Genomic DNA, 25,657 nt, shown 5'->3' with positions numbered 1-25,657 from the left:
GCTTTTTTCTTTCTTTTTCATCAAATTGATAATGCCGAGTTTAAACGAGCACTACAATATCTGCTTCAATACTCGGTCCGCTCTTACACGAGTAACCTTACGCATCAATCTTTGCACAACTTCTGGGTAATCTTCTAACTTCTCTAATTGCTTGTAGGTACAAACCAATTGAGTGTGCTGGAGGATATTGTCTACTTCATGCTCAAACTTTTCTGTTAGATGATTGTAATCATCCTGAATTAACAGAGCGTTCTCTAGATCTAGCTTCCATGCGCGTGGGTTTAAGTTATTACCCGTGATCAGCATGTAGCGCTTATCGACCCAAATACCTTTAAGGTGGAAGCTGTTAGCGTCGTGTTTCCATAAATGAATAGAAAGCTGACGGCTGGCAATGTTCGCTTCATTGGCTTTGGCAAACTGGCGCAGGTTACGCTCATACAGATAAGGTAAACCACCAATTGTCTTAAAATCTTGCTCGGGAGAGATAAAGAAGTCATTGGCTGTCTTATCGCCCACCACTATCGTAACTTTTACCCCACGCTTGATTGCACGCTTAATTTGCTTAGCAACACTGCGTGGGAAGTTGAAGTATGGTGTGCAGATGAAAATTTCATCTTTTGCCAGCGCCAACAAATTATTGATGCTTTGATTTAGCTTATTACGTTTTTTACCCACGCCAACCAAAGGCGTAACAGCAACTTGCTCGTTTGTTGGGGCTTGATGAGTAAACTTGTAAGACGCTTTCGCTAATGTAGCACGAAGTTGGCGAATACTGGCTTTAATCTCTTTGGTTTCTGGCTTCGCTGGGCAAGCTAAGTTATTGACTGCTGGGTGAGCAAGCATCTCTTGTTGGATAAACTCAACCATTGAGTTAGCTAACTCAGGGTTAGTCAGTACATGATAGCGGTCGAAACGGTACTTATCTTGGTAGTTAAGATAGATATTATTCAGGCTAGCACCACTGTAAATCACAGTATCATCGATGATGAAACCTTTAAGGTGTAGAACACCGAAGACTTCTCTGCCGCGCACAGGCACACCATAGACAGGCACTTTATGTTCGTACTGGTCAGAGAATGATTTGTACATGTTGGCATTGGTTTTAGATGCTTCTGCGCCAATCAAACCACGCTGTGCTCGGTGCCAGTCAACGCATACGTTGATGTCTAAACCTGGATTTCTTTGTTTTGCTTGATAAAGCTCACTTAAGATTTCGCGACCAGCCTCATCATCTTCTAAATACAGTGCGACAAGGTAGATGCGTTTGCTCGCTTCGCGAATCGCTTTGATCAAGCGAGTGCGAAAATCTTGTGCAGAATATAAAACATCAAAATGAGCGGGATCTTGTGCAAGTGTTGGAAGATGCTGCAAAGAATACCTGTTAGCGATCATATCGAAAGATTAACCTCAAAAATGGCGACAAAAAAGTGTCTGCCAAAAAAGCAGAAGAATATATACCCAAGTGACTTCAAGATGCAGGATTCAGAGTTTGGTCACTCATTTCAGTTCAAGGAAAGCGACGAAGCGTTATAGCAATCTATTACCAAGTCGTTTGACGCAAAAATGATGTGAGTGACAAACTCCCAAGGGGCGAGTTTGTTAGGTTAATAGACGGTGTTCCTGATTCTCAATTTAGAACCACTAGATCTTTGAATCAGCGCCTTGTCTATTAACCTAACAATTCTCGCTGAACTAAGCATCTTGAGGTTACTTGGGTATATTACCAAATCTCAATCACGGTTTACCAGAAATGACGCCGAGTTCATAACAAATCAGGCCGATAATGCATCGGAATGAGACATTTCCCACTTCCAGTGTAGCGTGTAAACAGCTGATTTAGGCTATTTGGCAATTGTTCAGGCACCACAGTCACAAAACTATGCTGTTGATAGAAAGCTTCTAAGTGTGGGTAGGCAAAGCAGTACGTATTGCTGTTGCATACCGAACTTTGGCAATGTACGAGCAACTGATGCCCCAGTCCCAAACCGCGCTGCTCTGGAATAACTAACATGCCAGTTAGCAGTTGGCATTGCTCAATTGGGCGAAAACGTACCACTGCAGAGAGTTGATTTTCTATGTAACCAACAATGGTGAGTTCATTGCTCTTCGCTTTCCCTGAAGGATAGTGCGCTTTGTATAACCGAGAGACTAATGGCAGTTTTACTGGGTCAAGCGTTTCTATTCTGAGCTCGCGCATTCTCTATCCACTCATATCTATGTAGAATGGCGGCAGTGTAAATGACTTAACTTGCTTGATGCAATCAAATCCCATGCAAATACAAACCAATGCCAGCTTACGTAGCTACCATACATTTTCTATCGAGCAATCTTGTGATGTGCTTACTCACGTCTCCAGTGTTGATGATATCCGTCAGGTTTATCAAAACGCAGCGTGGCAAGCTTTGCCCAAGTTAATGTTAGGTAAGGGTAGCAATATGCTGTTTACCGAGCATTTTTGTGGCGTGGTGGTGATCAACCAACTGCAAGGCATTGAGGTGGAAGAAAGTGAGTCTGCTTGGCACTTGCATGTTGCGGGTGGTGAAGATTGGCCGAGCTTTGTTAAGTGGTCGATTGAGCAAGGTTATTTAGGCTTAGAGAACCTGGCTCTAATTCCGGGTTGTGTGGGATCCTCACCAATCCAAAATATTGGTGCGTATGGCAAAGAGCTGCAAGATGTATGTGAGTACGTCGACGTGCTTGATTTAGAAAGCTTTAACGTTCAGCGTATCACTGCGCAAGAGTGTCAGTTTGGTTATCGTGATTCGATTTTCAAGCGCCAGCTATTTGGTAAAGTGCTTATTGTTGCGGTGGGAATCAAGCTAGATAAAGCATGGCAGCCTCATATTGAGTACGGACCACTAAAATCATTCAATGCTGATTCCGTTACAGCAAAAGAAATTTTCGATCAAGTCTGCGCAGTGCGCATGGAAAAACTGCCTAACCCACAAGTAACGGGTAACGCAGGTAGCTTCTTTAAAAACCCTGTGATTTCTCAGCAGCAGTATCAAGCATTATTACAGCAGCATCCCGATTTGGTCGCTTACCCAGTGGAAGATAGCTTTAAAGTCGCGGCAGGTTGGTTAATTGATCACTGCGGTTTGAAAGGTTTCCAACAAGGCGGCGCGCAAGTGCACCCTAATCAAGCTTTAGTTCTGGTTAACAAAGATAATGCGAGTGCAGAAGATGTGGTGTCACTGGCTGATCATGTTCGCCAAACAGTATGGAATAAATACGGTATAGAGTTAGAGCATGAAGTCCGCTTTATGGGGAAACACCATGAGACCAATTTATTGGAATTACGAGGTGCATTGAAATGAAAGAACATGCCATTAAGCTATCGATTCTAAATACCCTGTGTGATGGTCACTTTCATTCTGGAGAAGGGCTGGGTGAGCAACTGGGCATTTCACGCGCAGCAGTGAGCAAGCACGTGAAAGGCATTCAATCATGGGGTGTTGATGTGTTTAGCGTGCAAGGTAAAGGCTATAAGCTTGCCGAGCCAATGCAGCTATTGAATCAAGAATTATTGCAATCTTTAGTGACCGCACCGCTCGAACTGATCCCTGTAATTGATTCAACTAACCAGCACTTGCTTGATCGTATCAATGTGTTGGAATCAGGTTCGGTCTGCTTAGCTGAGTATCAAAGTAAAGGGCGTGGACGCCGTGGTCGAGAGTGGGTTTCACCATTTGGATGTAATCTCTATCTTTCAATGTACTGGCGTCTAGAAGCCGGTATGGCAGGCGCAATGGGGTTAAGCCTTGTGGTTGGTGTGGCTATTGTGGAAGCGTTAGAAAAGCTGGGTATTGCTGGTATTAAATTAAAGTGGCCGAACGATCTCTATCATCATGATAAAAAACTGGCAGGCATATTAGTTGAAATGTCAGGGCAAGCGGGCTCGGCTGCGCACTTGGTGATTGGTATGGGAATGAACCTTGCCATGCCAAGTAACACGCAAGGCATTACCCAGCCTTGGGCGTGTTTATCGGATGTTGCAGAGCAAACAGTTGATCGCAATCAGCTCGCTGCTACGCTGATTAATACCCTGCAAGATGCATTGACCGATTATGAAATGACTGGTATGCAGGGGTTTGTTGAACGTTGGAACCGAGTGGACAACTATTTAGGTCGTGAAATTCGTCTGATCATGGGCAATCGAGAAGTTGTCGGTGTCTCTCGCGGTATCAATGAACAAGGCGCTGTTTTGATAGAAACCAGCAATGGATTAGAGACTTATATTGGCGGTGAGATTTCACTAAGAGGAATGCAGTCTCATTTTTAAGACTTCTTTTGCCGCAATATCCCCTCACATGAACTAGGCTCAATATTAAATAGGGACAGATTATGTGAGGGTATGATGAATCAACCAGCCCAACAATTGCCCTCATTTGATGAGCTAGTAAAGCTTGCGCAAGAAGATGAGGCAGCATTTGAACAGCTTAAGCGAGAAAAGTGTCAAGAGTTGATCCAGTCAGCATCACCAGAGATGCAACCAAGGCTTTGGGCACAACAAAGCCACATCGACCGACTCGTAGGACACTGTAAAAACCCTCATCATGTTAATGTCGTGCTGATGCAAGAGCTGCGTAAGCAAGTACAGAAGTTTCAAAGTAGCTTACAGGGCAGTTTGCAAGATGGTGGTATTTCTAGTGAAAACGCTGCAAACAGCGATAAGTTAAATGTGGTTCATCTCTCAGATCGTTTCTCTGATTGGCGCTAGTCAACGACTAAAATTGAATTCGGGCTCTCAGGAGCCCTTTTTGTTGCCCTTCTCACAAAAAAATCCGTTGTATCCCCTTGGTATTGCTTCTCATGCCCATATATCGTAATCACAAGGCTTTAATCTATCTTTTAAAGCATTATCAAATCTTATAGACATTTTCAGGAGAGACGACCGATGAACATTCGTCCATTACATGACCGAGTTATCGTAGAGCGCCAAGAAGTTGAATCTAAGTCAGCTGGCGGTATTGTACTTACTGGTTCTGCTGCGGAAAAATCAACTCGCGGTGTTGTGCTAGCTGTAGGTAAAGGCCGCATCCTAGAAAACGGTACAGTTCAACCTTTGGACGTTAAGGTCGGTGATAGCGTAATCTTCGCAGAAGGCTACGGTACTAAGACTGAAAAAATTGACGGTAAAGAAGTTCTAATCATGTCTGAAAACGACATCATGGCAATCGTTGAGTAATTTAACTCTGATTCAGAATAATAGATATATACCCCAAACGATTTGGAGTTTCAGGTAGGCGACCAGAGAGACAGGTCTCTGAGCATAGATAGCTATACCTAAATAGCTATGTGATGAGATTGTCGAATGCCAGTCAACACCGCTGAAACTTTAAATGGGACGGGGAACAGAATTTAGAAAAGGAAACTAAAGATGGCTGCTAAAGACGTTAAATTTGGTAATGATGCTCGCGTAAAAATGCTAGAGGGTGTAAACATCCTAGCTGACGCAGTAAAAGTAACACTGGGTCCTAAAGGTCGTAACGTCGTTCTAGACAAATCTTTCGGTGCACCAACCATCACTAAAGATGGTGTATCAGTCGCGCGTGAAATCGAACTAGAAGACAAGTTCCAAAATATGGGCGCACAAATGGTTAAAGAAGTGGCGTCTCAAGCTAATGACGCTGCGGGTGACGGTACGACTACTGCAACAGTTCTTGCGCAATCTATCATTGCTGAAGGTCTTAAAGCGGTTGCTGCGGGTATGAACCCAATGGATCTTAAGCGCGGTATCGACAAAGCGGTAATCGCAGCGGTAGAAGAGCTAAAAGCGCTTTCTGTACCATGTGAAGATACTAAAGCTATCGCACAAGTAGGTACTATCTCAGCTAACTCTGATTCAACAGTGGGTAACATCATTGCAGAAGCAATGGAAAAAGTAGGCCGTGACGGCGTTATCACAGTTGAAGAAGGTCAAGCACTTCACGATGAGCTAGATGTTGTAGAAGGTATGCAGTTTGACCGTGGTTACCTATCTCCTTACTTCATCAACAACCAAGAAGCGGGTTCTGTTGATCTAGAAAGCCCATTCATCCTGCTAGTTGATAAGAAAGTATCAAACATCCGTGAGCTTCTTCCTACTCTAGAAGCAGTAGCAAAAGCATCTCGTCCACTACTTATCATTGCTGAAGATGTAGAAGGCGAAGCGCTAGCAACACTTGTTGTGAATAACATGCGTGGCATCGTGAAAGTGGCAGCAGTTAAAGCGCCTGGTTTTGGTGACCGTCGTAAAGCAATGCTACAAGATATCGCTATTCTAACCGGTGGTACGGTTATCTCTGAAGAGATTGGTCTAGAGCTTGAGAAAGTAACGCTAGAAGACCTAGGTCAAGCGAAGCGTGTAACCATCACCAAAGAAAACTCGACCATTATCGATGGTGCGGGTGAAGAAACAATGATTCAAGGTCGCGTTGCTCAAATTCGTCAGCAAGTTGAAGATGCAACTTCAGACTACGACAAAGAGAAACTACAAGAGCGTGTTGCTAAACTAGCAGGCGGTGTTGCAGTAATCAAAGTTGGCGCAGCAACTGAAGTTGAAATGAAAGAGAAGAAAGACCGCGTAGAAGACGCACTACATGCAACTCGCGCAGCAGTTGAAGAAGGTGTGGTTGCTGGTGGTGGTGTGGCTCTTATCCGCGCAGCTTCTAAAGTGGCAAACCTTGAAGGTGACAACGAAGAACAAAATGTGGGTATCCGCGTTCTACTTCGTGCAATGGAATCACCAATTCGTCAAATCACTAAGAATGCGGGTGATGAAGAATCAGTGGTTGCTAATAATGTTCGTGCTGGTGAAGGTAACTACGGTTACAACGCGGCAACGGGCGAATACGGCGACATGATTGCTATGGGTATCCTAGACCCAACTAAAGTAACACGCTCTGCACTTCAGTTTGCAGCCTCTGTTGCTGGTCTAATGATCACTACAGAAGCGATGGTTACTGATATGCCACAGAAAGAGGGTGCTGGTATGCCTGATATGGGTGGCATGGGCGGTATGGGTGGCATGGGCGGTATGATGTAAGTCAGCCTCTCTCATCCAGTGAGGGTCATTTTTATTAAATTATTGAATGGATTGGTGAGTAAGTATACACTCCGCCCATTGAGTAGAAAGTGACTCATACTGTGCTGAATAAAAAAAGCCGAAGCATTGCTTCGGCTTTTTTGGTGCCTAAACACAAAACGAAGTACAACCTAGAAGTGATCAATAAAAGCTTATGCTAAACAAGTGATTACGAATTGGTGTATGAAATGAGTCGATATTAATGAGTGTTTATTATTGAGTATTGCTAAGTGATTGCCGATGATGAGATAGGATATAAACGACTGTTTGTAGGGATCACAACAATCTTTTTACTGCTGCTAGTTTTTCTAGTTCTTGATTCAGCGGAAGACTCTAAGCAGAAGTATGATAAACAAAAAGAGCGGGTTGAGCGTCTGCTTGAAGATACAAGCCAAGTGATAAATGCACTGGAGTACAGTATTACTTCGTTGTACCCGCTGCAAAATGACCGCTATGTTTTACCCCATACAGTTTCCCTCGATGGCATTACCTGTAATTTTGGTGGTAAGTCTTACAAGGGGAAAGATTACGATTTTATGTTTGCAGGGCCAAAAGAGATGTGTGATACAGGTTCACCTCTTTACCAAGAAGCCTACCGACGTCTTTTCGTTGCACCTTCAATGGCATACTTTTCTCAAAGCATTAATCAAATATCATCAATCTACTTTATTTCTAAGAGTAAATTCATCATTTCATCACCGAAAGCATTTGCTCAATCTATTGAAGGTGATGCATTTGATAAAGTGATCTCGACTAGACCATATTGGGTCAAGACGGTAGAGCGTACGGCTGAACACGATGATGTGATTTATACTGGTAATTATCAAGATTACATGACGGGCAAGCAAGTGGTGACTATGACCCGTGGTATCTATGTTGATGATGAGTTTAAAGGTGTTCTCGCCATTGATAATGACTTTAACGACTTAATTAATGACTTTGTTGCTGGCTACCAATTAACAGAAACGCGAGGCGAGAATAGTGCCGACGTTTTTTCATTCTCATACTCACAGCCAGTTATGGTTGCTGGTGAAGAGACGGGACTCTACCTCACGGTATGTGAACCAAAAAGACTTCATATTAAACATATATTTGAAGCCGAAAGGCAGCGAATTATCGCCCTTATTTCATTCTATATACTGTCGATATGTATTCTTTGGTTTCGGTATACGCAAGTCACCCATTTACGGCTCAAGCAATTAGCAATGCTGGATCCTATGACCAGTTTGCTGAACCGACGTGGCTTTGAAGCCAAATTGAAAGAGTTTGAGCCTGCAACGTACATTGCGTTGGTTGTGTTTGATATTGATAACTTTAAATCGGTTAATGATAATTTTGGACACCAAGTTGGCGATGACATTATTTGCCAGGTCGCCAAGCTGCTGAGTAATAGCTTGCGGCAGACGGATTTGATAGCAAGATTTGGTGGGGAAGAGTTTGTTATTGCCCTTAGCAGTGATTCGGTTGAGTCGATTCATCTAATTTTAGAGCGAGTACAAAGAGATATTCGATTACCAGAGATCACGCTTTTCAATGGGGAGATGATGCCAATAACAACCTCTGGTGGTGCAATGATTTATAGATTAAGTCGCTTTAATAGTATCAATCAACTATGGCAAGAAAAAGGAATTGGAGAGGCTGATGCTCTGCTCTATCAGGCGAAAAGCATGGGTAAAAATCGCATCTTGATTCAATCAGTGCTGTAACGTGTATCAATAGCAAAAAGGATGGCTTTTGCCATCCTTTTGAGTTTCGATGTTGGAGTGTAATTACAGAATGAAATCACGTACTTCAGGGTCTTTACGCTCTAGGTAGTGCGTTGACTTGATGCGACGAATGGTGCGGCAGCGTCCACGAATAAGTAACGTTTCTGTAGTCGCGATATTACCTTGGCGAGTAATACCTTCAAGCAAGTCACCTTTGGTGATGCCCGTTGCCGAAAATACAACGTTATCACTACGCGCCATGTCTTCCATCTTCAGAACAACACCAGCTTCAACTCCCATTTCTTTGCAGCGAGCAAGTTCAGCTGCGCCGTAGATGCGGTTCTCTTCACTGTCGCCTTTTACTTCATGGCGTGGTAGCAAACGTGCATGCATGTCACCATCTAATGCGCGAATAACTGCTGCAGACACAACGCCTTCTGGTGCACCACCGATACAGTACATTACGTCTACTTCGCTATCAGGCATACATGTTAGAATTGAAGCCGCAACATCACCATCAGGCACCGCAAATACACGTACGCCCATAGCTTGCATTTCTGCGATAGTTTGCTCATGGCGAGGTTTTGCCAGCGTGATGACCACAAGAGTATCAAGCGTTTTATTGAGCGCTTTAGCGATATTCTCTAAGTTCTCTTTCAGTGGTTTGTGTAAGTCGATGCAGCCTTTAGCGCCCGGACCAACAACCAATTTTTCCATGTACATATCAGGGGCTTTTAAAAAGCTACCTTTTTCACCAGCAGCAAGTACAGCTAGCGCGTTTGACTGACCCATCGCTGTCATGCGAGTGCCTTCAATTGGGTCGACAGCAATATCTACTTCATCGCCACCAGTACCGACATGCTCACCAATGTACAGCATTGGTGCGTCATCAATTTCGCCTTCACCAATAACAATTTCACCACTGATCTCAGTTTTATTAAGAAGGGTACGCATAACTTCAACAGCTGCACCGTCTGCTGCGTTTTTATCGCCGCGGCCAAGCCATTTATAGCCGGCAAGAGCTGCGCCTTCAGTGACTCGAGAAAATGCCATTGCTAAATCGCGTTTCATGATGACTCCAAATAGGTTTTATACAAGGAAGTAAATTTGGCGCGATTCTATCATATCAAAAAGGAAACGTTTGCTTTTTTGCCGGTTCGGGATTGAATTTGATCAATAAAGCGCAGTAAAGTGATTGCTGGTGGGGTTATCAAGCCGTTAACGTTAGGTAAATGTCAGCAGTTGATGGTTTTTTGCGCGAATGGTGCACGATATCAAATATAGGGCGTGTGTCTCTGGGCTGTGCTAAGTAGAATGAAGGCAATACGTGAAGCTAACTTCACTTCAACCGAATAGAATACGAATCGAATAAGGGTAGGCTAAGATGTCTTTTGAAGTATTAGAAAAACTAGAAGCAAAAATTCAAACTGCAGTAGATACAATTGCACTTCTTCAAATGGAAGTGGAAGAGCTAAAAGAAGACAAAGAAAAGCTAACTGCGGAAGCGAATGAGCTACGCGCGAGCCGTCAAGAGCTTGAGCAGAAGTCAGAGCAAATGAACCAAGAACACGCGGCATGGCAAGATCGTATCCGTAACCTTCTAGGTAAAATGGACGAAGTAGAATAATCAATTCTACACCCAGAATTTAAGAGGCTGACCGTAAGGTCGGTCTTTTTTTTGTATCGCCTTCTGCCCATTAAAAAAGGTTGGCAATCAACCAACCTTTCTATCCTTTGAAGAGGAAGGTTTTACTCTTCAGGGCGAACACCTAATGTGTGGCACAGTGCGTAAGTCATTTCCGCTCGGTTAAGCGTATAGAAGTGGAAATCTTTGACGCCTTCACGGCTAAGAATACGTACCATATCGATGGCTTGGCTTGCACCAACTAACTGGCGTGTGGTTGGGTCATCATCGAGCCCTTCAAATTGTTTTGCCATCCAGCCCGGTACTTTTACTTGGTTTTGCGCAGCAAAGCGGGAAGCTTGTTTGAAGTTAGATACTGGTAGAATGCCTGGCACAATTTCCACATCAATACCCGCCGCCACACAACGGTCACGAAAACGCAGGTAGCTTTCTACATCAAAGAAAAATTGCGTGATGGCTCGGTTAGCGCCAGCATCGACTTTACGCTTTAAGTTAAGTAAATCGGCTTGAGCGCTTTTAGCTTCAGGATGAACTTCAGGAAACGCCGCAACCGAGATATCAAAATCGTGACGCGATTTTAATAGTTTTACTAGGTCAGAGGCATACATCTCTGGCGCCCCTCCGCCTGGTGGGATATCACCGCGTAGTGCCACAATGCTTTCGATACCATTTGACCAGTAATCATCGGCAATTTGGATTAGCTCTTCACGTGATGCGTCAATACAAGTTAGGTGAGGGGCGGCGATTAATCCGGTAGATGACTTGATCTCTTTGATAATTGAGTGGGTGCGGTCACGTTCGCCTGAGTTTGCTCCATAAGTAACAGAGACAAATTTAGGTTTAAGTGTTTTCAAGCGGTGTACCGAGTTCCATAGTGTTTCTTCCATCTTTTCACTGCTTGGTGGAAAAAACTCAAATGACACATTGATATTGTCTGATAATTCAGCAATATTTTGATTTAGTGCGTCGATATGACTGGCATGCGTGTATCCCATCTTGATCTCCCTGTGGCAACCTTTGCCACCCTCAATTATGTAATTCCTTTTGACGTTTAGACGTCTATATGTCTACAGGTTGTCTTGAATAGAGTTTAAAGTCAACAAAGTGGTTATGAATTTTATTCAAGTTGATAATTAATCTATTTCAAGTTGCTACCTGCAACTCCAACTAGTTTGGCTATATCCTCCTTCAAAGGAGCCATAAAATGAAAAAAGGTGTCATGGTTACCCATCACACCTCAAGTTTCACTATTACAGTTGGCTCGAAAGCAAATTCAAATCAGATTGAATTGCCCCCGCCGTGACTTCACGCCCAGCCCCGGGGCCTCTTATGACCAGCGGATTGTCTTTATACCACTTACTCTCAATGGCGAAGATATTATCGCAAGGTAGTAAGTTCGCGAGGGCGTGCTCACGAGAAAGTGCTTCAACGCCAACAGTAGCTTTGCCATTTTTCTCAAGTCGAGCAACGTAACGAAGTACCTTGTCTTCTCGTTGTGCCTTCTTCAAACGCTCAGCTAATAGCTCGCTGAGGATATGGCCGTTATCGAGAAAATCATCGAGTGACAACTCTGTTAGCTCGTCAGGGACTAAGCTCTCCACTTTGACCGCTTCCGGCTCCAGCTCTAGCCCTGATTCGCGTGCGAGTATCACCAACTTGCGCATCACATCTGAGCCATCAAGATCGTGTCGAGGGTCTGGCTCGGTTAAGCCTTGTTGCCAAGCCAAATCCAGCAATTCTGCAAATGGGATGCTGCCATCATATTGCTGAAATAACCAAGATAGGGTGCCCGAGAAGATGCCAGAAAGAGCCACAATATCGTCACCGCTTTCACGTAGGTCTCGAACGGTATGGTTGATCGGCAGTCCTGCACCAACAGTGGCATTGTAGAGCCAGTGGCGGTTAATTTTGGCAAAGGCATCTTGCACTTGGTGGTAGTACTCGCTTGATGCGGAGCCCGCCACCTTATTGGCAGAGATCAAATGCATGCCTTGCTCTGCAATATCAATATAAGATTCTGCGAGCTCTTGGCTGGCGGTGACATCCAGTACTACCGCATCGTCATAACCTTGTATTGCGCCGAGTTGTTCTATCCATTCGCCGGGTTGGTAGGCTATCGCTTCTGTCTCAAATTGTGCGTTTGCTTTAGTAGCATCAATGCCTTGAGGATTGAACCAATAGGTTTGGCTGTCGATGATGGCCACCAATTCAAAGTTCATTCCACGGCGCTTTTCCAGTTCCAGTTTTTGTTCAGCGAATAGTGAAAGCCAACTGCTGCCAATATTGCCTTTACCGCATAGGGCAATTGCAATACGTTTCTGTGCTTGAAAAAGCTGTTTGTGAACCCCTTGCACCAAAGCGTCCGTATCGGTTTTGCGTAGCACCGCCACTAAACTCAACCCTGAGCTGGACTCACAAATAAACTCAACAGGAGCGGTTTTTAGTTGTTGGTAAAAGCCGTAACAGTGGTTAGGGTTTTTAGTCACCCCCGCACCAACGGCTGCGACCATTGAGTAACCTTCTTTTAATTTAAGCTCTGCTTCTGTAGCAGTATCTTGCAAGTAGCGCATTGCACCACCAACAATTTCAGAGGTATAGGTTAAACGCAGACAATGTTGGTCGTCTTGTACTTCAAATGCGAGAGGTTCAAGCTGTGCTCGTGTCAAACTGGCAATGGTCTCTTTGCTTTGGCGCAAGAAATCATGACCAGAGGAGTAGTGCAGCTCAATAATCAGCACTTCATTTAATGAAGAGATGATTTTTGCTCCGCGACCAGAGGCGAGCACGCGCTCGATACGAGTTGAGCCAGACTCAGGCTCATAGCTGCAACGTAAATGGCAATCCATGGTGCTTTGAGCAACTGGCTGTAATGTGCGGCTATGTAGAACTGGGGCAGCTAAGCGAGCAAGCTCACTGGCTTCATCCAAGCGTAATAGTGGCAATAGGCAAGCGTCAGCGACTAGGCGAGGGTCGGCGCTGTAAACACCTGCCACATCGCTCCAAATGGTTACACGAGAAACTTCAGCCAGTGCGCCGATAACCGTGGCAGAATAATCTGAGCCATTGCGCCCCAGCAATACGGTTTGCCCCTGGCTATCTTGTGCCATAAAGCCGGTAATCACCACTCGATGATGTGCGTGCTGTGCCAGTATCTCTTTAAGTAACGGGTATGAGGCACCGCGATCAACCTCTGGTTGTGTTGCAACTTCAGCGCGTAAAAATATTCGCGAGTCTTGCGCTCGGGCTGCGAGCTTATTTTGATTGAGTAGCGCAGCTAGTAAACGTGAAGACCAACTTTCGCCATGACCAAGCACACAAGCTTGCTCCGCTTCGCTTAGTGGCGCTGTTAATTCGCCTAACAGTTTGAACTCATCGTTCAATTGAGCGAGTAAATTGTCTTTATCTTCACCTTCGAGCAGCTGTTCTATCAGGTCGAATTGGAATTTTTTCAGCTCTTGTAGTGCTTCATGGGCGAGTCGACCATCTTTATGTAGCCCATCGATAAACTCGATAAGACGGTTGGTGGTTTTGCCTGCAGCGGAAACAACGATCAGATCATCTTGTTTCGAATACTCTTTGAGAATATTAACTACACGGCGATAGCACTCTGGGTCAGCCAAGCTGCTACCACCAAATTTATGTAGCTGTCTCTCAACGCTCATTTAATTCTCCTCCAATGCCAACTTAAACGCTTGCTCAAGGTCAGCAATTAAGTCTTGTACGTCTTCTAAGCCTACCGATAGGCGCAGTAATTGCTGGGTGACTCCCGCAGCGGCGAGAGCCGTCTCACCCATGGCTCGGTGTGTCATGGATGCGGGGTGGCAAATCAAACTTTCAACGCCACCTAAAGATTCTGCCAGAGAAAATAACTTAAGTGCGCCAACAAATGTTTTTAGTTGTTCAAAATTGCCAGCAAACTCAAAACTCAGCATAGAACCAAAGCCAGATTGTTGCTTGATAGCAATTTGGTGCCCAGGATGTTCTGGCAAACTTGGGTGGTAAATCGTCCCGACGGTAGCATGAGATTTCAGGTATTGGAGAATTTGCGCTGAGCTCTCTTCATGTACTTTCATGCGAGCGCCAAGCGTACGTAAGCCACGCAGAGTCATATAGCTGTCGAATGGGGTGCCGGTAGCACCAATACAGTTGCCCCACCAAGCTAATTCCTCAGCATGTTGCTCGCTTTTGGTGATCACCACACCGCCAATCACATCGGAGTGACCGTTAATATATTTAGTGGTTGAATGGATAACAAAGTCAGCGCCAAGATCTAAAGGCTTTTGGAACACAGGTGTCAAAAAGGTATTGTCGACCGCCACTAAAGCATCAACTTGATGAGCCTGTTGGCAAACATCTTCAATATCCACCACTCGAACGAGTGGGTTTGAGGGGGTCTCGATGAGCACAAGTTTTGGTTTTTTTTCCAAGGCTTCAGCAAGGGCTTGTGGATCCGATTGGTCAACAAACAAGACTTTAAAATCGCCTTTTTGCGCTCGAGTGTTAAACAAACGATAAGTGCCACCATAACAGTCATGCGGCGCGACAATTAAATCATCAGGACCTAAAAAAGTGGTCACCCACAAGTTGAGTGCAGAAGTACCGCAGTTGGTAATAATCGCCCCTTTACCACTTTCTAACTCATACAGCGTTTGTTCTAACAAGCCTCGGTTGGGGTTGCCTGAGCGGGTATAATCGTATTTTGGTACATCGCCAAAAGCAGGAAAACCGTAATTGGTCGAGAGATAAATAGGTGGAACCACAGCATGGTGTTGGGTATCCGACTCTATACCAGTGCGGACCGCGATTGTTGCAGGCTTGCGGGTGCTCATAAGTGTTTCCTTCCAAACAATAGTGACTTGTCAGTTTGAATGCGTTATATCTACACAATACTTGTTGATACAATGCGTTCACAATCCATTCACTCTACTTTACTGCTGTTAAATTAAGACGTCAACACATCTAGACGTCTATATGTCTTTGCTTGTAGCCTTAAAAGCCGCTAAAATTACACTTTGCATAAATTACTGACTAACAATAACGAAGGTGCACAATGGCAGACTGGAATGGCGAATACATTAGCCCATATGCTGAACATGGAAAGAAGAGCGAACAAGTAAAGAAGATTACCGTTTCAATTCCATTGAAAGTATTAAAGGTATTAACTGATGAACGTACACGTCGCCAGATTAATAACCTACGCCATGCAACAAACAGTGAGCTGCTATGTGAAGCATTTTTGCATGCTTATACAGGGCAACCATTGCCAACAGATGAAGATCTACGTAAAGACCGCCCAGATGATATCCCAACAGAAGCAAAGCAACTGATGACTGAAATGGGCATTGAATTTGAAGCGTTTGACGACTAATTGTTAGAAGCTGGAATTAGCACCACTTCAGCTAAAATCAAAAAACCGCAGATAATTGAGTCTGCGGTTTTTTGATCGCCTAACATATAGACCTAGAGGGAGTATCGCTGAGCGACCTAAGCTATATAACTCAACCCCACATAGTTCTAAGCCATATGCTCTATAGCATATAATTTTCTGGCATCTCGATACGAGCCACACCAGAATCAACAGCCGCTTGTGCGACGGCTTTAGCCACTTTAGGCAGTAGGCGAGGGTCCATTGGTTTAGGAATGATGTATTCAGGTCCAAACTCTAATTTTTCTTCACCCGCCGCGGCAAGCACTTCCGCTGGTACAGGTTCTTTTGCTAACTGACGAATGGCATCAACCGCTGCGAGCTTCATTTCGTCATTGATCTCACTGGCACGCACATCGAGTGCACCACGGAAAATAAATGGGAAACAAAGGACGTTATTGACTTGGTTAGGGTAATCACTGCGACCTGTACCCATGATCAAATCATTACGAACTTGGTGAGCAAGCTCAGGTTTGATCTCTGGATCAGGGTTAGAGCACGCAAACACAATCGGCTTATCAGCCATGAGCTTCAATGCATTTTGCGGCATTAAGTTAGGGCCTGATACGCCTAAGAAAATATCTGCGCCTTCAATTACATCTTCTAGAGTACGTTTGTCTGTATTGTTGGCGAACAGTTTTTTATATTCATTCAGATCATCACGTCGAGTGTGGATCACACCTTTACGATCCAGCATGTAGATTTTTTCACGCATCGCACCACATTTGATCAGCAGTTCCATGCAAGCAACCGCGGCAGCGCCAGCGCCAAGACAGACAATAGTCGCTTCTTCGAGTTTCTTGCCTTGCAGTTCAATGGCGTTAAGCATGCCTGCTGCCGTAACAATCGCGGTGCCATGTTGGTCGTCGTGGAAGACCGGTACATCACAACGTTCAATTAGCTGTCTTTCAATCTCAAAACAATCCGGTGCTTTGATATCTTCGAGGTTTATACCACCAAAGGTATCAGCAATGTTTGCTACGGTATCGACAAACTCTTCAATGGTGCGATGCTTTACTTCAATATCAATTGAATCGAGACCAGCAAAGCGCTTGAATAGTAGAGATTTACCTTCCATTACTGGTTTTGAAGCCAGTGGGCCTAAATTACCCAAGCCAAGAATTGCGGTGCCGTTTGAGATAACCGCGACCATGTTGCCTTTAGCCGTGTATTTGTATGCGTTGTCAGGGTTTTGTGCGATTTCTCGAACAGGCTCTGCAACACCAGGGCTATAGGCGAGCGCTAGGTCTTTGGCGGTTTCTGCGGGCTTAGTGAGTTCGACAGAAATTTTACCGGCCACGGGATAGGCATGATAGTCCAGCGCTTGCTGACGGAATTGTTCTTCGGCGGTGAGTTCTTGAGCTTGGTCGTCTGACATAGTGGATGTTTCTCGTTATCGTGGATTGTTAAGCAGAAGTTATTCTAGTGGAAGCAAATCAAGCTGCATAGGTAAGATTGCGACTGATAAGGATATTATAGAGAGATTGGTTGCAGATAAGACCAGATAGCTCGCATTTTTAGCAAGGAAAAGTGGGAGTAAGGAAAGTTTAGGGAAATAAAAAAGGACGCCGAAGCGTCCTTTTTTTAATTCATTATCACAGCAGAAATTACTTCTTGCTTGATAGAGCACCGAAACGCTTGTTGAAGCGATCAACACGGCCGCCTGTATCAACGATACGTTGCTTACCAGTGTAGAATGGGTGACATTTGTCACATACGTCTAGGTGGATAGAATCCTTAGCTAGAGTAGAGTTGAACTCGAAAGAGTTACCGCAAGAACAAGTAGCGCTTACAGCTTTGTATTCTGGATGGATGCCAGTTTTCATGGGAGAACCTCAATTAGGCCGCGTCGCTATCCGATTCTAAGCCGGACACCACACGTAGTTAATAAAAAATATTGCCCTACCGCTTGGTGAATAGTTCTTCAAGCCATAGCGCTAAGGCGCAGTATATTAATGAATCTGCACTATGGGATCAACTGATTTACTTAAATTGTTGCTACTTTTTTCACCATAGTCTTACGGCAAAGTATTCGGTAACGTGACAAGTGCTGATTTCAAAGCTTAAGCATAGTAAACGGGGAGAAAATAGAATAGCGCTCCGTTTTGCTTTAGACTTGTCTGCGTTTATTACTCAATAGTATCTAGCCCTTTTTATGCGTCCAACCATTGCCCGAGTCGCTTTGCCAGTTCCACTGGATAAACAGTTTGATTACTTAATTCCTAACCACTTTTTTCCGGTGATTGGTGGGCGTGTGTCTGTGCCTTTTGGTCCTAAGACACTGATTGGTATTGTGACGGAGTTAACTAATCACTCTGATTTTAAACAAAGCCAATTGAAATCATTGAAGCAGGTGCTAGATACACAACCAGTTTGGTCCGACTCACTTTATCAATTGCTAAAGTGGTGCAGCCAATTCTATCAATACCCACTTGGCGATACGCTCGCCAATGCCATGCCGTCGGCATTACGTAAAGGAAAGCCTGCTGATTTCTCTACTTTGGTCGAATGGCAATTGACCGCCCAAGGTAAAGACCAGTTGATGGTGGGGTTTGGTCGAGCAGTAAAGCAAGAGCGAGCGATGCGTGCGCTAGAATACGGTGCGGTGTCGCATCAGCAGTTACTTGATCAAGAAATCAGTGGCACGGTACTAAAAGCACTACAAGAAAAGGGCTGGGTTGAATCTATAGAGCGCAAACCTGTGATTCAAGCATGGGCTGATCCAGTTGAAGCGGACGTAGAAAAACCAAAGTTAAACCAAGAGCAGGCAGTGGCGATAGCCACAGTGAATAGTGCACAAGGCTTTGGCTGCTATTTACTAGAAGGCGTTACTGGCTCAGGTAAAACAGAAGTGTATCTTAACCTGATAAAACCGATATTAGAGCAAGGCAAGCAAGCTTTGGTATTGGTGCCTGAGATTGGCTTAACACCACAAACCATCAACCGTTTTCGCCAGCGTTTTAATGTGCCGGTTGAAGTGATTCATTCCGGTCTAAATGAAACTGAGCGTCTGAATGCTTGGCTTTGCGCCCGTGATAAAGCAGCAGGTATTGTGATTGGCACTCGCTCAGCACTGCTGACCCCTTTTGCTGATCTCGGCATCATTATTGTCGATGAGGAGCACGACAGCTCTTATAAACAGCAAGACAGCTTGCGTTATCACGCTCGTGATGTTGCGGTAATGCGCGCTAACAAAGAGCAGATCCCAATATTACTTGGTTCAGCCACGCCAGCATTGGAAACATTACACAATGCTTTAACCGGTAAATATCACCACTTGCTGTTGTCTCAGCGCGCGGGCAATGCCAAACCCACCACTAATAAAGCGCTCGATGTGAAAGGGTTGTATTTGGAAAGTGGTCTGTCTGCGCCATTGATTGCCGAGATGCGCAAACACTTAACCGCAGGCAACCAAGTGATGCTGTTTCTTAATCGACGCGGCTTTTCACCCGCATTGATGTGCCACGAGTGTGGCTGGATTGCAGAATGTAAACGCTGCGATGCTTACTATACCTTTCACCAATACAACAATGAAATCCGCTGCCACCATTGTGGCTCACAACAGCCGGTGATTCATCAGTGTCAAGGTTGCGGCTCGACTAACTTAGTGACCGTTGGGGTGGGAACAGAACAGCTTGAAGGGCAACTCAAAACCCTTTTTCCTGATTACAAAGCGATTCGTATTGACCGTGATAGCACGAGACGAAAGGGCAGTTTAGAAAGCGCTCTAACCGCAATTCGAAAGGGTGAATATAAAATTCTGATTGGTACGCAAATGTTAGCGAAAGGGCATCACTTCCCAGATGTCACTTTAGTCGCATTGCTGGATGTAGATGGTTCGCTGTACAGTAGTGACTTCAGAGCGTCTGAGAGATTGGCTCAGTTATTCATACAAGTTGCTGGTCGTGCAGGGCGAGCGAGTAAGCCGGGTGAAGTGATTTTACAAACTCATCACCCTGAGCATTCGCTATTGCAAGCGTTACTGAACCAAAGTTATCGCCATTTTGCTCAAGCGGCATTACAAGAAAGAAAGGTGGCGATGCTGCCGCCCTATACTTATTTAACACTGTTTAAGGCAGAAGCTAACAGCAGTGAGGTGGTTGAAGACTTTTTACGCCAGGTCCGTTACACGCTTGAAGCGCACCCATTATTTGATGGTGGTTGCCAAGTTTTAGGCCCGACACCAGCACCATTGGCGAAGAAAGCCGGTAAGTTTCGTTGGCAGTTGCTGTTGCAAACGCAAACGCGACCAATGATGCAGCGTTTGTTAGCCAGTGCGAAACCAGCTATTGAGTTATTGCCTAATAGCAAAAAGGTGCGTTGGTCGCTAGACATTGAGCCGCAAGATCTAAGCTAGTTACCATTTTACAATGTTACGTACGCTAGACTAGAAAGTAATTTTGTGACGTACATCTCTATGTCGGGTTGGGTTTTGTTAATTATCCCGTAACTTTATAGCTCGAAATAAATAAACTAGTACTTAGGTAATTACGCATCACAGTGAATATTTCAGAAAGTAGCAGCGAACTGCACTTTCTGGTTGTGAATCGACACAATTAAGAGTGGGTATTAGCCCATCAATATTAATCAGGTTTGGGTGGCTAAGGCTACTAACAAGGAAATTAAAGAGGGTTACATTTATGGCGACAATGAAGGATGTTGCCCAGCTCGCGGGGGTTTCAACAGCGACGGTATCAAGAGCGTTGATGAATCCCGAAAAGGTCTCATCTGCAACGCGTAAGCGTGTAGAGGATGCTGTTTTAGAAGCTGGTTATTCACCAAACTCACTTGCACGCAATTTGCGTCGCAACGAGTCTAAAACTATCATCGCGATCGTTCCAGACATCTGCGATCCATATTATACCGAGATCATTCGCGGTATTGAGGATGCGGCAATGGAGCATGGCTATATTGTTTTACTTGGTGACAGTGCTCAACAGAAAAAACGCGAGAACTCTTTTGTTAACTTGGTTTTCACCAAACAAGCTGATGGTATGTTGTTGCTTGGTACGGACTTGCCGTTTGATGTGAGTAAACCTGAGCAGAAAAATTTACCGCCAATGGTCATGGCCTGTGAATTTGCTCCTGAGCTTGAATTGCCAACTGTCCATATTGATAACCTAACATCTGCTTTTGAGGTAGTGAATTACCTTACTCAGCTTGGTCATAAACGTATTGCGCAGATTTCAGGTCCGCAAGCAGCCGTGCTGTGCCAATTCCGTCAACAGGGTTATTTGCAAGCTTTGCGTCGTGCAGGAATTAGCATGAACCCTGCTTATAGCATTCATGGGCAGTTCACTTTTGAAGATGGGGCGAAAGCGGTGCGTCAACTACTGACGTTACCTGAGCCGCCAACCGCTATTTTCTGCCACAATGACGCCATGGCGATTGGTGCAATTCAAGAGGCAAAGCGTTTAGGCTTACGCGTACCACAAGATCTTTCGGTAGTGGGCTTTGATGATATTCAATTTGCTCAGTACTGTGATCCACCGTTAACCACTATATCTCAGCCGCGTTATGAAATTGGACGCCAAGCCATGTTGATGATGCTGGAAATTCTACGTGGGCATGATGTTCGTACTGGTTCTCGATTGCTAGAAACCAATTTAGTAGTGCGTAAGAGCGCCGCGCCCCCGCGAGTGATCTAACGAAAAAACAAACGGCGCTCATTGAGCGCCGTTTGTTTTGCAAACTTGTGTCAAAATTTCCACTTCATTCAGTCATGAATAGACCTCTAAGCTATTATCCTATGTCGTTCTGGATTAAGATACCGCGAGAACTTACTGATTTTATAGTACAACTGTGGCAAGTAGAGATTACGTAAAACGTGGTGCTAGCAAAAGGCCCGCAAAGAAAAAGCCTACACCAAAGCGCAAGCCTTGGCGTAGTGGTTTATTGGCGCTTATTATTCTGAGTGGCTTTGGTTATGGGCTATACACCCTAAGCCAAGATCCTGAGCCGCCTGCGCCAGTTGTACAAACAGAAAAGCCAGCCAAAGCAAAACCAGCTAAAGTTATTCCGCCACCGCCAGAAGAGAAGTGGGACTACGTTGATAGCCTGCCAAATCGAGAAGTGGAAGTGAAAGCGAAAGAGCAAGTGGTCTCTGAAATTCCTTACATCATGCAGTGCGGTGCCTATAAGAGCGCGCAGCAAGCCGAAGCTCGTAAGCTGGATGTTGCGTTCCAAGGTATTAATAGCCAAATTCGCAAGAAAGAAGGCAGCTCTTGGTACCGAGTCGTGCTAGGTCCGTACAAACTCAAACGTGATGCAGAACGTGATAAGCATAAGCTGCAACGCGCCAAGATTGAACCATGTGCTATCTGGAAAGAAACACAATAGCGTATACCCGTCCTACTTGAAGTTGCAGCGGTGTTGTCGACGCTTATTCACCCCAATCACCTAGTTTATCTAGGCTCATGGGGATTCTCGCACTTGCCGCCTACCTGCATCTTCAAGTCATTTGGGTATAGATGGCATCTTGACTGTATAGTCATGACGGCGAATTGAATAAAAAGAGGCATATCGATTGATATGCCTCTTTTTATGTTGTCCGATCTGAATGACGATCAGTTCGAGTTATTCATCAGAAAAACCGAGTGGGTTATTCGATTGCCAGCGCCACGAATCTTGCGTCATCTCTTCTAGCGTGCGAGTCGCTTTCCAAGCTAACTCCTTTTCCGCTTTGCTTGGATCTGCCCAGCACTCCGCAATGTCACCAGGGCGACGAGCGACCAGTTGGTAAGGTATTCGCTTATCGCAAGCTTTTTCAAAGGCGTGGATCATATCCAGAACACTATAACCTTTGCCGGTGCCTAAGTTATAAATATGCAGCCCCGCTTTTACTGCGACTTTTTCAAGGGCAGCTACATGACCGTCAGCGAGATCCATAACATGGATATAATCACGAACACCGGTGCCATCTTTAGTTGGATAATCACTGCCAAAAACAGACACAAACTCTCTTCGACCCACCGCAACTTGAGAAACGAACGGCATTAAGTTATTTGGGATGCCTTGAGGGTCTTCACCCAACTCACCTGACGGGTGGGAGCCGACCGGATTAAAGTAGCGTAGCAGCGTAATGCTCCAATCTGGATTGGCTTTTTGAAAATCGGACAGACATTCTTCGACAATTAATTTGCTGCGACCATAGGGGTTTGTCGCACTGGTTGGGAACTCTTCAGTGATTGGCACGCTGGCTGGATCGCCATAGACAGTAGCGGAAGAACTGAAAATTAGTTTTTTTACTCCAGCTTCTCGCATCGCATCAACAAGCACTAACGTACCATTGACGTTATTGTCATAGTATTCAAGTGGCTTTTCTACTGACTCTCCAACTGCTTTCAGTCCGGCAAAGTGGATTACCGCTTCGATATTGTGACTTGTGAGTACATTAACCAGTGCATCTTTATCACGAACATCGGCTTGGATAAATGTTGGTTGGCAGTTACTGACTTGCTTAATCTTTTTAAGAACTGCCACTTTGCTGTTATGTAGATTATCCACAATTATCGGAGTGTAGCCTGCCGCAAACATTTGAATACAAGTGTGGCTGCCAATGTAACCCGCTCCACCAGTGACTAAAACCTTCATTTGATACCTTTGCAGAATCTTTATTTATCGCTTAATTGTACATCTTTCTGCGAGTTATGCTCAAAGAGATGTAGCAGACAAGTGAGTTCGCTCATTTGGGCAAAAGCTCCCTTGAATTCTCCTGATCCGATCCGCATATAATGATTAATAGCGAATTTTAAAAATAAGAGGCCCTACTCGTGACTACCATCGTATCAGTACGTCGAAATAATAAAGTTGTCATCGCGGGTGATGGACAAGTATCACTTGGTAACACGGTGATGAAAGGCAATGCGCGCAAAGTTCGTCGTTTATATAACGGCAAAGTGCTGGCTGGTTTTGCTGGTGGTACCGCAGATGCTTTCACCTTGTTTGAACGTTTTGAAAGCAAGCTACAAATGCACCAAGGTCATTTAACTAAAGCCGCGGTTGAGCTGGCAAAAGATTGGCGTAGTGATCGCGCTCTGCGTAAGCTTGAAGCACTGCTTGCTGTGGCGGATGAGACCGCGTCGTTAATCATTACTGGTAACGGTGATGTTGTGCAGCCTGAGCATGATCTGATTGCGATTGGTTCCGGTGGTAACTTTGCACAAGCAGCGGCAACAGCGTTATTAGAAAATACAGAATTAGATGCGCGTGAAATCGCAGAAAAAGCACTGACAATTGCCGGTGATATCTGTGTGTTCACCAACCATCACCACACTATTGAAGAACTAGAAGCTCCAGCTGAAAAAGCGGAATAAAACCAAAGATAGTGGCACGACTCTATAAGGAATTTTGATTATGTCTGAAATGACACCTCGTGAAATTGTTCATGAACTAAACCGCCATATCATTGGCCAAGATAAAGCTAAACGTTCAGTTGCTATTGCACTGCGTAACCGCTGGCGTCGTATGCAGCTTGAAGAGAGCTTGCGTGCAGAAGTATCACCAAAAAATATTTTAATGATTGGTCCAACCGGTGTAGGTAAAACTGAGATTGCTCGCCGCCTAGCAAAGCTAGCAAATGCCCCATTTATTAAAGTGGAAGCGACTAAGTTTACCGAAGTTGGTTATGTGGGTAAGGAAGTGGAAACCATTATCCGTGACCTGACTGATGTGGCGATCAAGATGACTCATCAGCAAGCGATGGAAAAAGTAAAATTCCGCGCCGAAGAACAAGCAGAAGAACGCGTTCTTGATGCTCTACTACCACCGGCACGTGATGCATGGGGTCAAAATGAGCAACAAGACTCAAGCAGCTCAAACACACGTCAAATCTTCCGTAAGAAGCTACGTGAAGGTCAGTTAGACGATAAAGAAATCGAAATTGATGTTGCTGCACCACAAATGGGTGTTGAGATCATGGCTCCTCCGGGCATGGAAGAGATGACTAACCAATTGCAAAGCATGTTCTCAAACCTTGCGGGTGATACTAAAAAGCAGCGTAAACTGAAAATCAAAGATGCTTTGAAGGCGCTGGTTGAAGAAGAAGCAGCGAAACTGGTTAACCCAGAAGAGTTGAAAGAGCAGGCGATTTTCAATGTAGAAAACAACGGTATTGTGTTTATCGATGAGATCGACAAGATCTGTAAGCGTGGCGAAAGTTCAGGTCCTGATGTTTCGCGTGAAGGCGTACAGCGTGACCTATTGCCATTGATTGAAGGCAGCACGGTATCGACTAAGCATGGCATGGTGAAAACAGACCATATCTTGTTTATTACCTCGGGTGCATTCCAAGTGGCGAAACCATCGGATTTGATCCCTGAACTTCAAGGTCGTCTACCGATTCGTGTTGAACTTGAAGCACTTTCAAGCCATGACTTTAAGCGTATTCTGACTGAACCTAAAGCGTCGCTAACAGAGCAGTACATTGCGCTAATGAAGACCGAAGAAGTCGACATTGAATTTACCGAAGAAGGTATTGTGCAGATTGCCGAAGCGGCATGGACAGTCAACGAGACCACTGAAAATATCGGTGCTCGCCGCTTGCATACCGTGATGGAACGTTTGATGGATGAGATCTCATTTGAAGCAACGGACAAGCCAGGCACTAAGATGGTGATTGATGCTGCATATGTTCAGCAACGTCTAGGCGAGTTTGTGGAAGATGAAGATCTAAGCCGCTTTATCCTATAATCGTTTTAGCTGAAATATCGATTAGATTGGTTGCTATCTGTAATGTAGAAGAACCATCGTATTACTAGCCTCACCATTTGGTGGGGCTTTTTTATGCCTTTTATCTACCCAGATTGAGGTAATCT

Annotated in this window: 22 protein-coding genes; 13 read left to right on the top strand and 9 right to left on the bottom strand. The window is 44.8% G+C overall.

The genetic code is table 11. The annotated features are described in order from the left end of the window. Positions 1-51 precede the first annotated feature (51 nt). Positions 52-1,392, bottom strand: coding sequence for a CDP-diacylglycerol--serine O-phosphatidyltransferase (gene pssA / locus H2O73_RS10565; RefSeq protein ID WP_182108809.1), 1,341 nt, complete (start codon positions 1,390-1,392; stop codon positions 52-54). Positions 1,393-1,762: 370 nt separating this feature from the next. Beyond that, complete coding sequence (locus H2O73_RS10560) at positions 1,763-2,197, bottom strand: GNAT family N-acetyltransferase (RefSeq protein ID WP_182108808.1); 435 nt, start codon at positions 2,195-2,197, stop codon at positions 1,763-1,765. A 73-nt stretch (positions 2,198-2,270) separates the two neighbouring features. On the opposite strand from H2O73_RS10560, the gene murB reads away from it, so the two are divergent. From murB to H2O73_RS10530, 6 genes are all read left to right on the top strand, one after another. Next, positions 2,271-3,317, top strand: coding sequence for a UDP-N-acetylmuramate dehydrogenase (gene murB / locus H2O73_RS10555; RefSeq protein ID WP_182108807.1), 1,047 nt, complete (start codon positions 2,271-2,273; stop codon positions 3,315-3,317). Next, positions 3,314-4,282, top strand: coding sequence for a bifunctional biotin--[acetyl-CoA-carboxylase] ligase/biotin operon repressor BirA (gene birA / locus H2O73_RS10550; protein WP_182108806.1), 969 nt, complete (start codon positions 3,314-3,316; stop codon positions 4,280-4,282). The genes murB and birA overlap by 4 nt, the downstream gene beginning before the upstream one ends. Before the next feature lie 75 nt (positions 4,283-4,357). Beyond that, positions 4,358-4,720: a DUF3135 domain-containing protein gene (locus tag H2O73_RS10545; protein WP_182108805.1), complete on the top strand. Its 363-nt coding sequence runs from the start codon at positions 4,358-4,360 to the stop codon at positions 4,718-4,720. A gap of 177 nt (positions 4,721-4,897) precedes the next feature. Next, positions 4,898-5,188, top strand: a complete 291-nt coding sequence (locus tag H2O73_RS10540; protein WP_182108804.1) for a co-chaperone GroES — start codon at positions 4,898-4,900, stop codon at positions 5,186-5,188. A gap of 192 nt (positions 5,189-5,380) precedes the next feature. Beyond that, positions 5,381-7,027 (top strand): chaperonin GroEL, encoded by a 1,647-nt coding sequence (groL, locus tag H2O73_RS10535; protein ID WP_182108803.1) that lies wholly within the window; start codon positions 5,381-5,383, stop codon positions 7,025-7,027. A gap of 269 nt (positions 7,028-7,296) precedes the next feature. Continuing rightward, positions 7,297-8,772, top strand: a complete 1,476-nt coding sequence (locus H2O73_RS10530) for a sensor domain-containing diguanylate cyclase (protein ID WP_182108802.1) — start codon at positions 7,297-7,299, stop codon at positions 8,770-8,772. A 63-nt stretch (positions 8,773-8,835) separates the two neighbouring features. Here H2O73_RS10530 and glpX read toward each other — a convergent pair whose 3' ends face one another. Beyond that, the gene (glpX, locus tag H2O73_RS10525) at positions 8,836-9,843 is read right to left on the bottom strand and encodes a class II fructose-bisphosphatase (RefSeq protein WP_182108801.1); all 1,008 of its coding nucleotides are present in this window, start codon (positions 9,841-9,843) and stop codon (positions 8,836-8,838) included. A 313-nt stretch (positions 9,844-10,156) separates the two neighbouring features. Here glpX and zapB point away from each other — a divergent pair, with 313 nt between their 5' ends. Beyond that, entirely contained in the window at positions 10,157-10,399 is a 243-nt protein-coding gene (zapB, locus tag H2O73_RS10520) for a cell division protein ZapB (RefSeq protein ID WP_182108800.1), read from the top strand. A 122-nt stretch (positions 10,400-10,521) separates the two neighbouring features. On the opposite strand, the gene metF is transcribed toward zapB, so the two are convergent. The 3 genes from metF to H2O73_RS10505 form a co-directional block, all read right to left on the bottom strand. Beyond that, complete coding sequence (gene metF / locus H2O73_RS10515; protein ID WP_182108799.1) at positions 10,522-11,412, bottom strand: methylenetetrahydrofolate reductase; 891 nt, start codon at positions 11,410-11,412, stop codon at positions 10,522-10,524. A gap of 255 nt (positions 11,413-11,667) precedes the next feature. Continuing rightward, the gene (locus tag H2O73_RS10510) at positions 11,668-14,079 is read right to left on the bottom strand and encodes a bifunctional aspartate kinase/homoserine dehydrogenase II (protein WP_182108798.1); all 2,412 of its coding nucleotides are present in this window, start codon (positions 14,077-14,079) and stop codon (positions 11,668-11,670) included. Beyond that, entirely contained in the window at positions 14,080-15,246 is a 1,167-nt protein-coding gene (locus H2O73_RS10505; RefSeq protein ID WP_182108797.1) for an O-succinylhomoserine (thiol)-lyase, read from the bottom strand. A gap of 221 nt (positions 15,247-15,467) precedes the next feature. On the opposite strand from H2O73_RS10505, the gene metJ reads away from it, so the two are divergent. Then, positions 15,468-15,785 carry a met regulon transcriptional regulator MetJ gene (gene metJ, locus H2O73_RS10500; protein WP_053410191.1) on the top strand — a complete coding sequence of 106 codons (318 nt, stop codon included), beginning with the start codon at positions 15,468-15,470 and terminating at the stop codon, positions 15,783-15,785. A gap of 160 nt (positions 15,786-15,945) precedes the next feature. Here metJ and H2O73_RS10495 read toward each other — a convergent pair whose 3' ends face one another. Continuing rightward, complete coding sequence (locus H2O73_RS10495) at positions 15,946-17,220, bottom strand: malic enzyme-like NAD(P)-binding protein (RefSeq protein WP_182108796.1); 1,275 nt, start codon at positions 17,218-17,220, stop codon at positions 15,946-15,948. A gap of 229 nt (positions 17,221-17,449) precedes the next feature. Continuing rightward, positions 17,450-17,668, bottom strand: coding sequence for a 50S ribosomal protein L31 (rpmE, locus tag H2O73_RS10490; protein WP_040987186.1), 219 nt, complete (start codon positions 17,666-17,668; stop codon positions 17,450-17,452). Between the two features lie 329 nt (positions 17,669-17,997). Between rpmE and priA the strand changes: the two genes are divergently transcribed. The 3 genes from priA (at position 17,998) to H2O73_RS10475 (ending at position 22,181) form a co-directional block, all read left to right on the top strand. Continuing rightward, positions 17,998-20,199: a primosomal protein N' gene (priA, locus tag H2O73_RS10485; RefSeq protein WP_182108795.1), complete on the top strand. Its 2,202-nt coding sequence runs from the start codon at positions 17,998-18,000 to the stop codon at positions 20,197-20,199. Between the two features lie 229 nt (positions 20,200-20,428). Then, complete coding sequence (gene cytR / locus H2O73_RS10480) at positions 20,429-21,490, top strand: DNA-binding transcriptional regulator CytR (RefSeq protein ID WP_368737158.1); 1,062 nt, start codon at positions 20,429-20,431, stop codon at positions 21,488-21,490. A 154-nt stretch (positions 21,491-21,644) separates the two neighbouring features. Continuing rightward, on the top strand, positions 21,645-22,181 hold the full coding sequence (locus H2O73_RS10475; RefSeq protein WP_182108793.1) for an SPOR domain-containing protein: 537 nt from the start codon (positions 21,645-21,647) through the stop codon (positions 22,179-22,181). A 237-nt stretch (positions 22,182-22,418) separates the two neighbouring features. Here H2O73_RS10475 and galE read toward each other — a convergent pair whose 3' ends face one another. Next, positions 22,419-23,435 carry a UDP-glucose 4-epimerase GalE gene (galE, locus tag H2O73_RS10470; protein ID WP_182108792.1) on the bottom strand — a complete coding sequence of 339 codons (1,017 nt, stop codon included), beginning with the start codon at positions 23,433-23,435 and terminating at the stop codon, positions 22,419-22,421. A 179-nt stretch (positions 23,436-23,614) separates the two neighbouring features. Between galE and hslV the strand changes: the two genes are divergently transcribed. Together hslV and hslU are read left to right on the top strand one after the other, a co-directional pair. Further along, positions 23,615-24,157 carry an ATP-dependent protease subunit HslV gene (gene hslV, locus H2O73_RS10465; protein WP_182108791.1) on the top strand — a complete coding sequence of 181 codons (543 nt, stop codon included), beginning with the start codon at positions 23,615-23,617 and terminating at the stop codon, positions 24,155-24,157. A gap of 40 nt (positions 24,158-24,197) precedes the next feature. Then, positions 24,198-25,532, top strand: coding sequence for an ATP-dependent protease ATPase subunit HslU (gene hslU, locus H2O73_RS10460; protein WP_182108790.1), 1,335 nt, complete (start codon positions 24,198-24,200; stop codon positions 25,530-25,532). The last annotated feature ends 125 nt before the right edge of the window (positions 25,533-25,657 follow it).

This window comes from Vibrio marinisediminis, assembly GCF_014050145.1.
Lineage (GTDB): Bacteria > Pseudomonadota > Gammaproteobacteria > Enterobacterales > Vibrionaceae > Vibrio > Vibrio marinisediminis.
This window is presented reverse-complemented; position numbering and strand designations above follow the sequence as displayed.

Excerpts from the sequence above, each read along its gene's own strand:
- pssA (WP_182108809.1), bottom strand. The coding sequence starts at position 1,392 with ATGATCGCTAACAGGTATTCTTTGCAGCATCTTCCAACACTTGCACAA.
- H2O73_RS10560 (WP_182108808.1), bottom strand. The coding sequence starts at position 2,197 with ATGCGCGAGCTCAGAATAGAAACGCTTGACCCAGTAAAACTGCCATTA.
- murB (WP_182108807.1), top strand. The coding sequence starts at position 2,271 with ATGCAAATACAAACCAATGCCAGCTTACGTAGCTACCATACATTTTCT.
- birA (WP_182108806.1), top strand. The coding sequence starts at position 3,314 with ATGAAAGAACATGCCATTAAGCTATCGATTCTAAATACCCTGTGTGAT.
- H2O73_RS10545 (WP_182108805.1), top strand. The coding sequence starts at position 4,358 with ATGAATCAACCAGCCCAACAATTGCCCTCATTTGATGAGCTAGTAAAG.
- H2O73_RS10540 (WP_182108804.1), top strand. The coding sequence starts at position 4,898 with ATGAACATTCGTCCATTACATGACCGAGTTATCGTAGAGCGCCAAGAA.
- groL (WP_182108803.1), top strand. The coding sequence starts at position 5,381 with ATGGCTGCTAAAGACGTTAAATTTGGTAATGATGCTCGCGTAAAAATG.
- glpX (WP_182108801.1), bottom strand. The coding sequence starts at position 9,843 with ATGAAACGCGATTTAGCAATGGCATTTTCTCGAGTCACTGAAGGCGCA.
- zapB (WP_182108800.1), top strand. The coding sequence starts at position 10,157 with ATGTCTTTTGAAGTATTAGAAAAACTAGAAGCAAAAATTCAAACTGCA.
- metF (WP_182108799.1), bottom strand. The coding sequence starts at position 11,412 with ATGGGATACACGCATGCCAGTCATATCGACGCACTAAATCAAAATATT.
- H2O73_RS10510 (WP_182108798.1), bottom strand. The coding sequence starts at position 14,079 with ATGAGCGTTGAGAGACAGCTACATAAATTTGGTGGTAGCAGCTTGGCT.
- H2O73_RS10505 (WP_182108797.1), bottom strand. The coding sequence starts at position 15,246 with ATGAGCACCCGCAAGCCTGCAACAATCGCGGTCCGCACTGGTATAGAG.
- metJ (WP_053410191.1), top strand. The coding sequence starts at position 15,468 with ATGGCAGACTGGAATGGCGAATACATTAGCCCATATGCTGAACATGGA.
- H2O73_RS10495 (WP_182108796.1), bottom strand. The coding sequence starts at position 17,220 with ATGTCAGACGACCAAGCTCAAGAACTCACCGCCGAAGAACAATTCCGT.
- rpmE (WP_040987186.1), bottom strand. The coding sequence starts at position 17,668 with ATGAAAACTGGCATCCATCCAGAATACAAAGCTGTAAGCGCTACTTGT.
- priA (WP_182108795.1), top strand. The coding sequence starts at position 17,998 with ATGCGTCCAACCATTGCCCGAGTCGCTTTGCCAGTTCCACTGGATAAA.
- galE (WP_182108792.1), bottom strand. The coding sequence starts at position 23,435 with ATGAAGGTTTTAGTCACTGGTGGAGCGGGTTACATTGGCAGCCACACT.
- hslU (WP_182108790.1), top strand. The coding sequence starts at position 24,198 with ATGTCTGAAATGACACCTCGTGAAATTGTTCATGAACTAAACCGCCAT.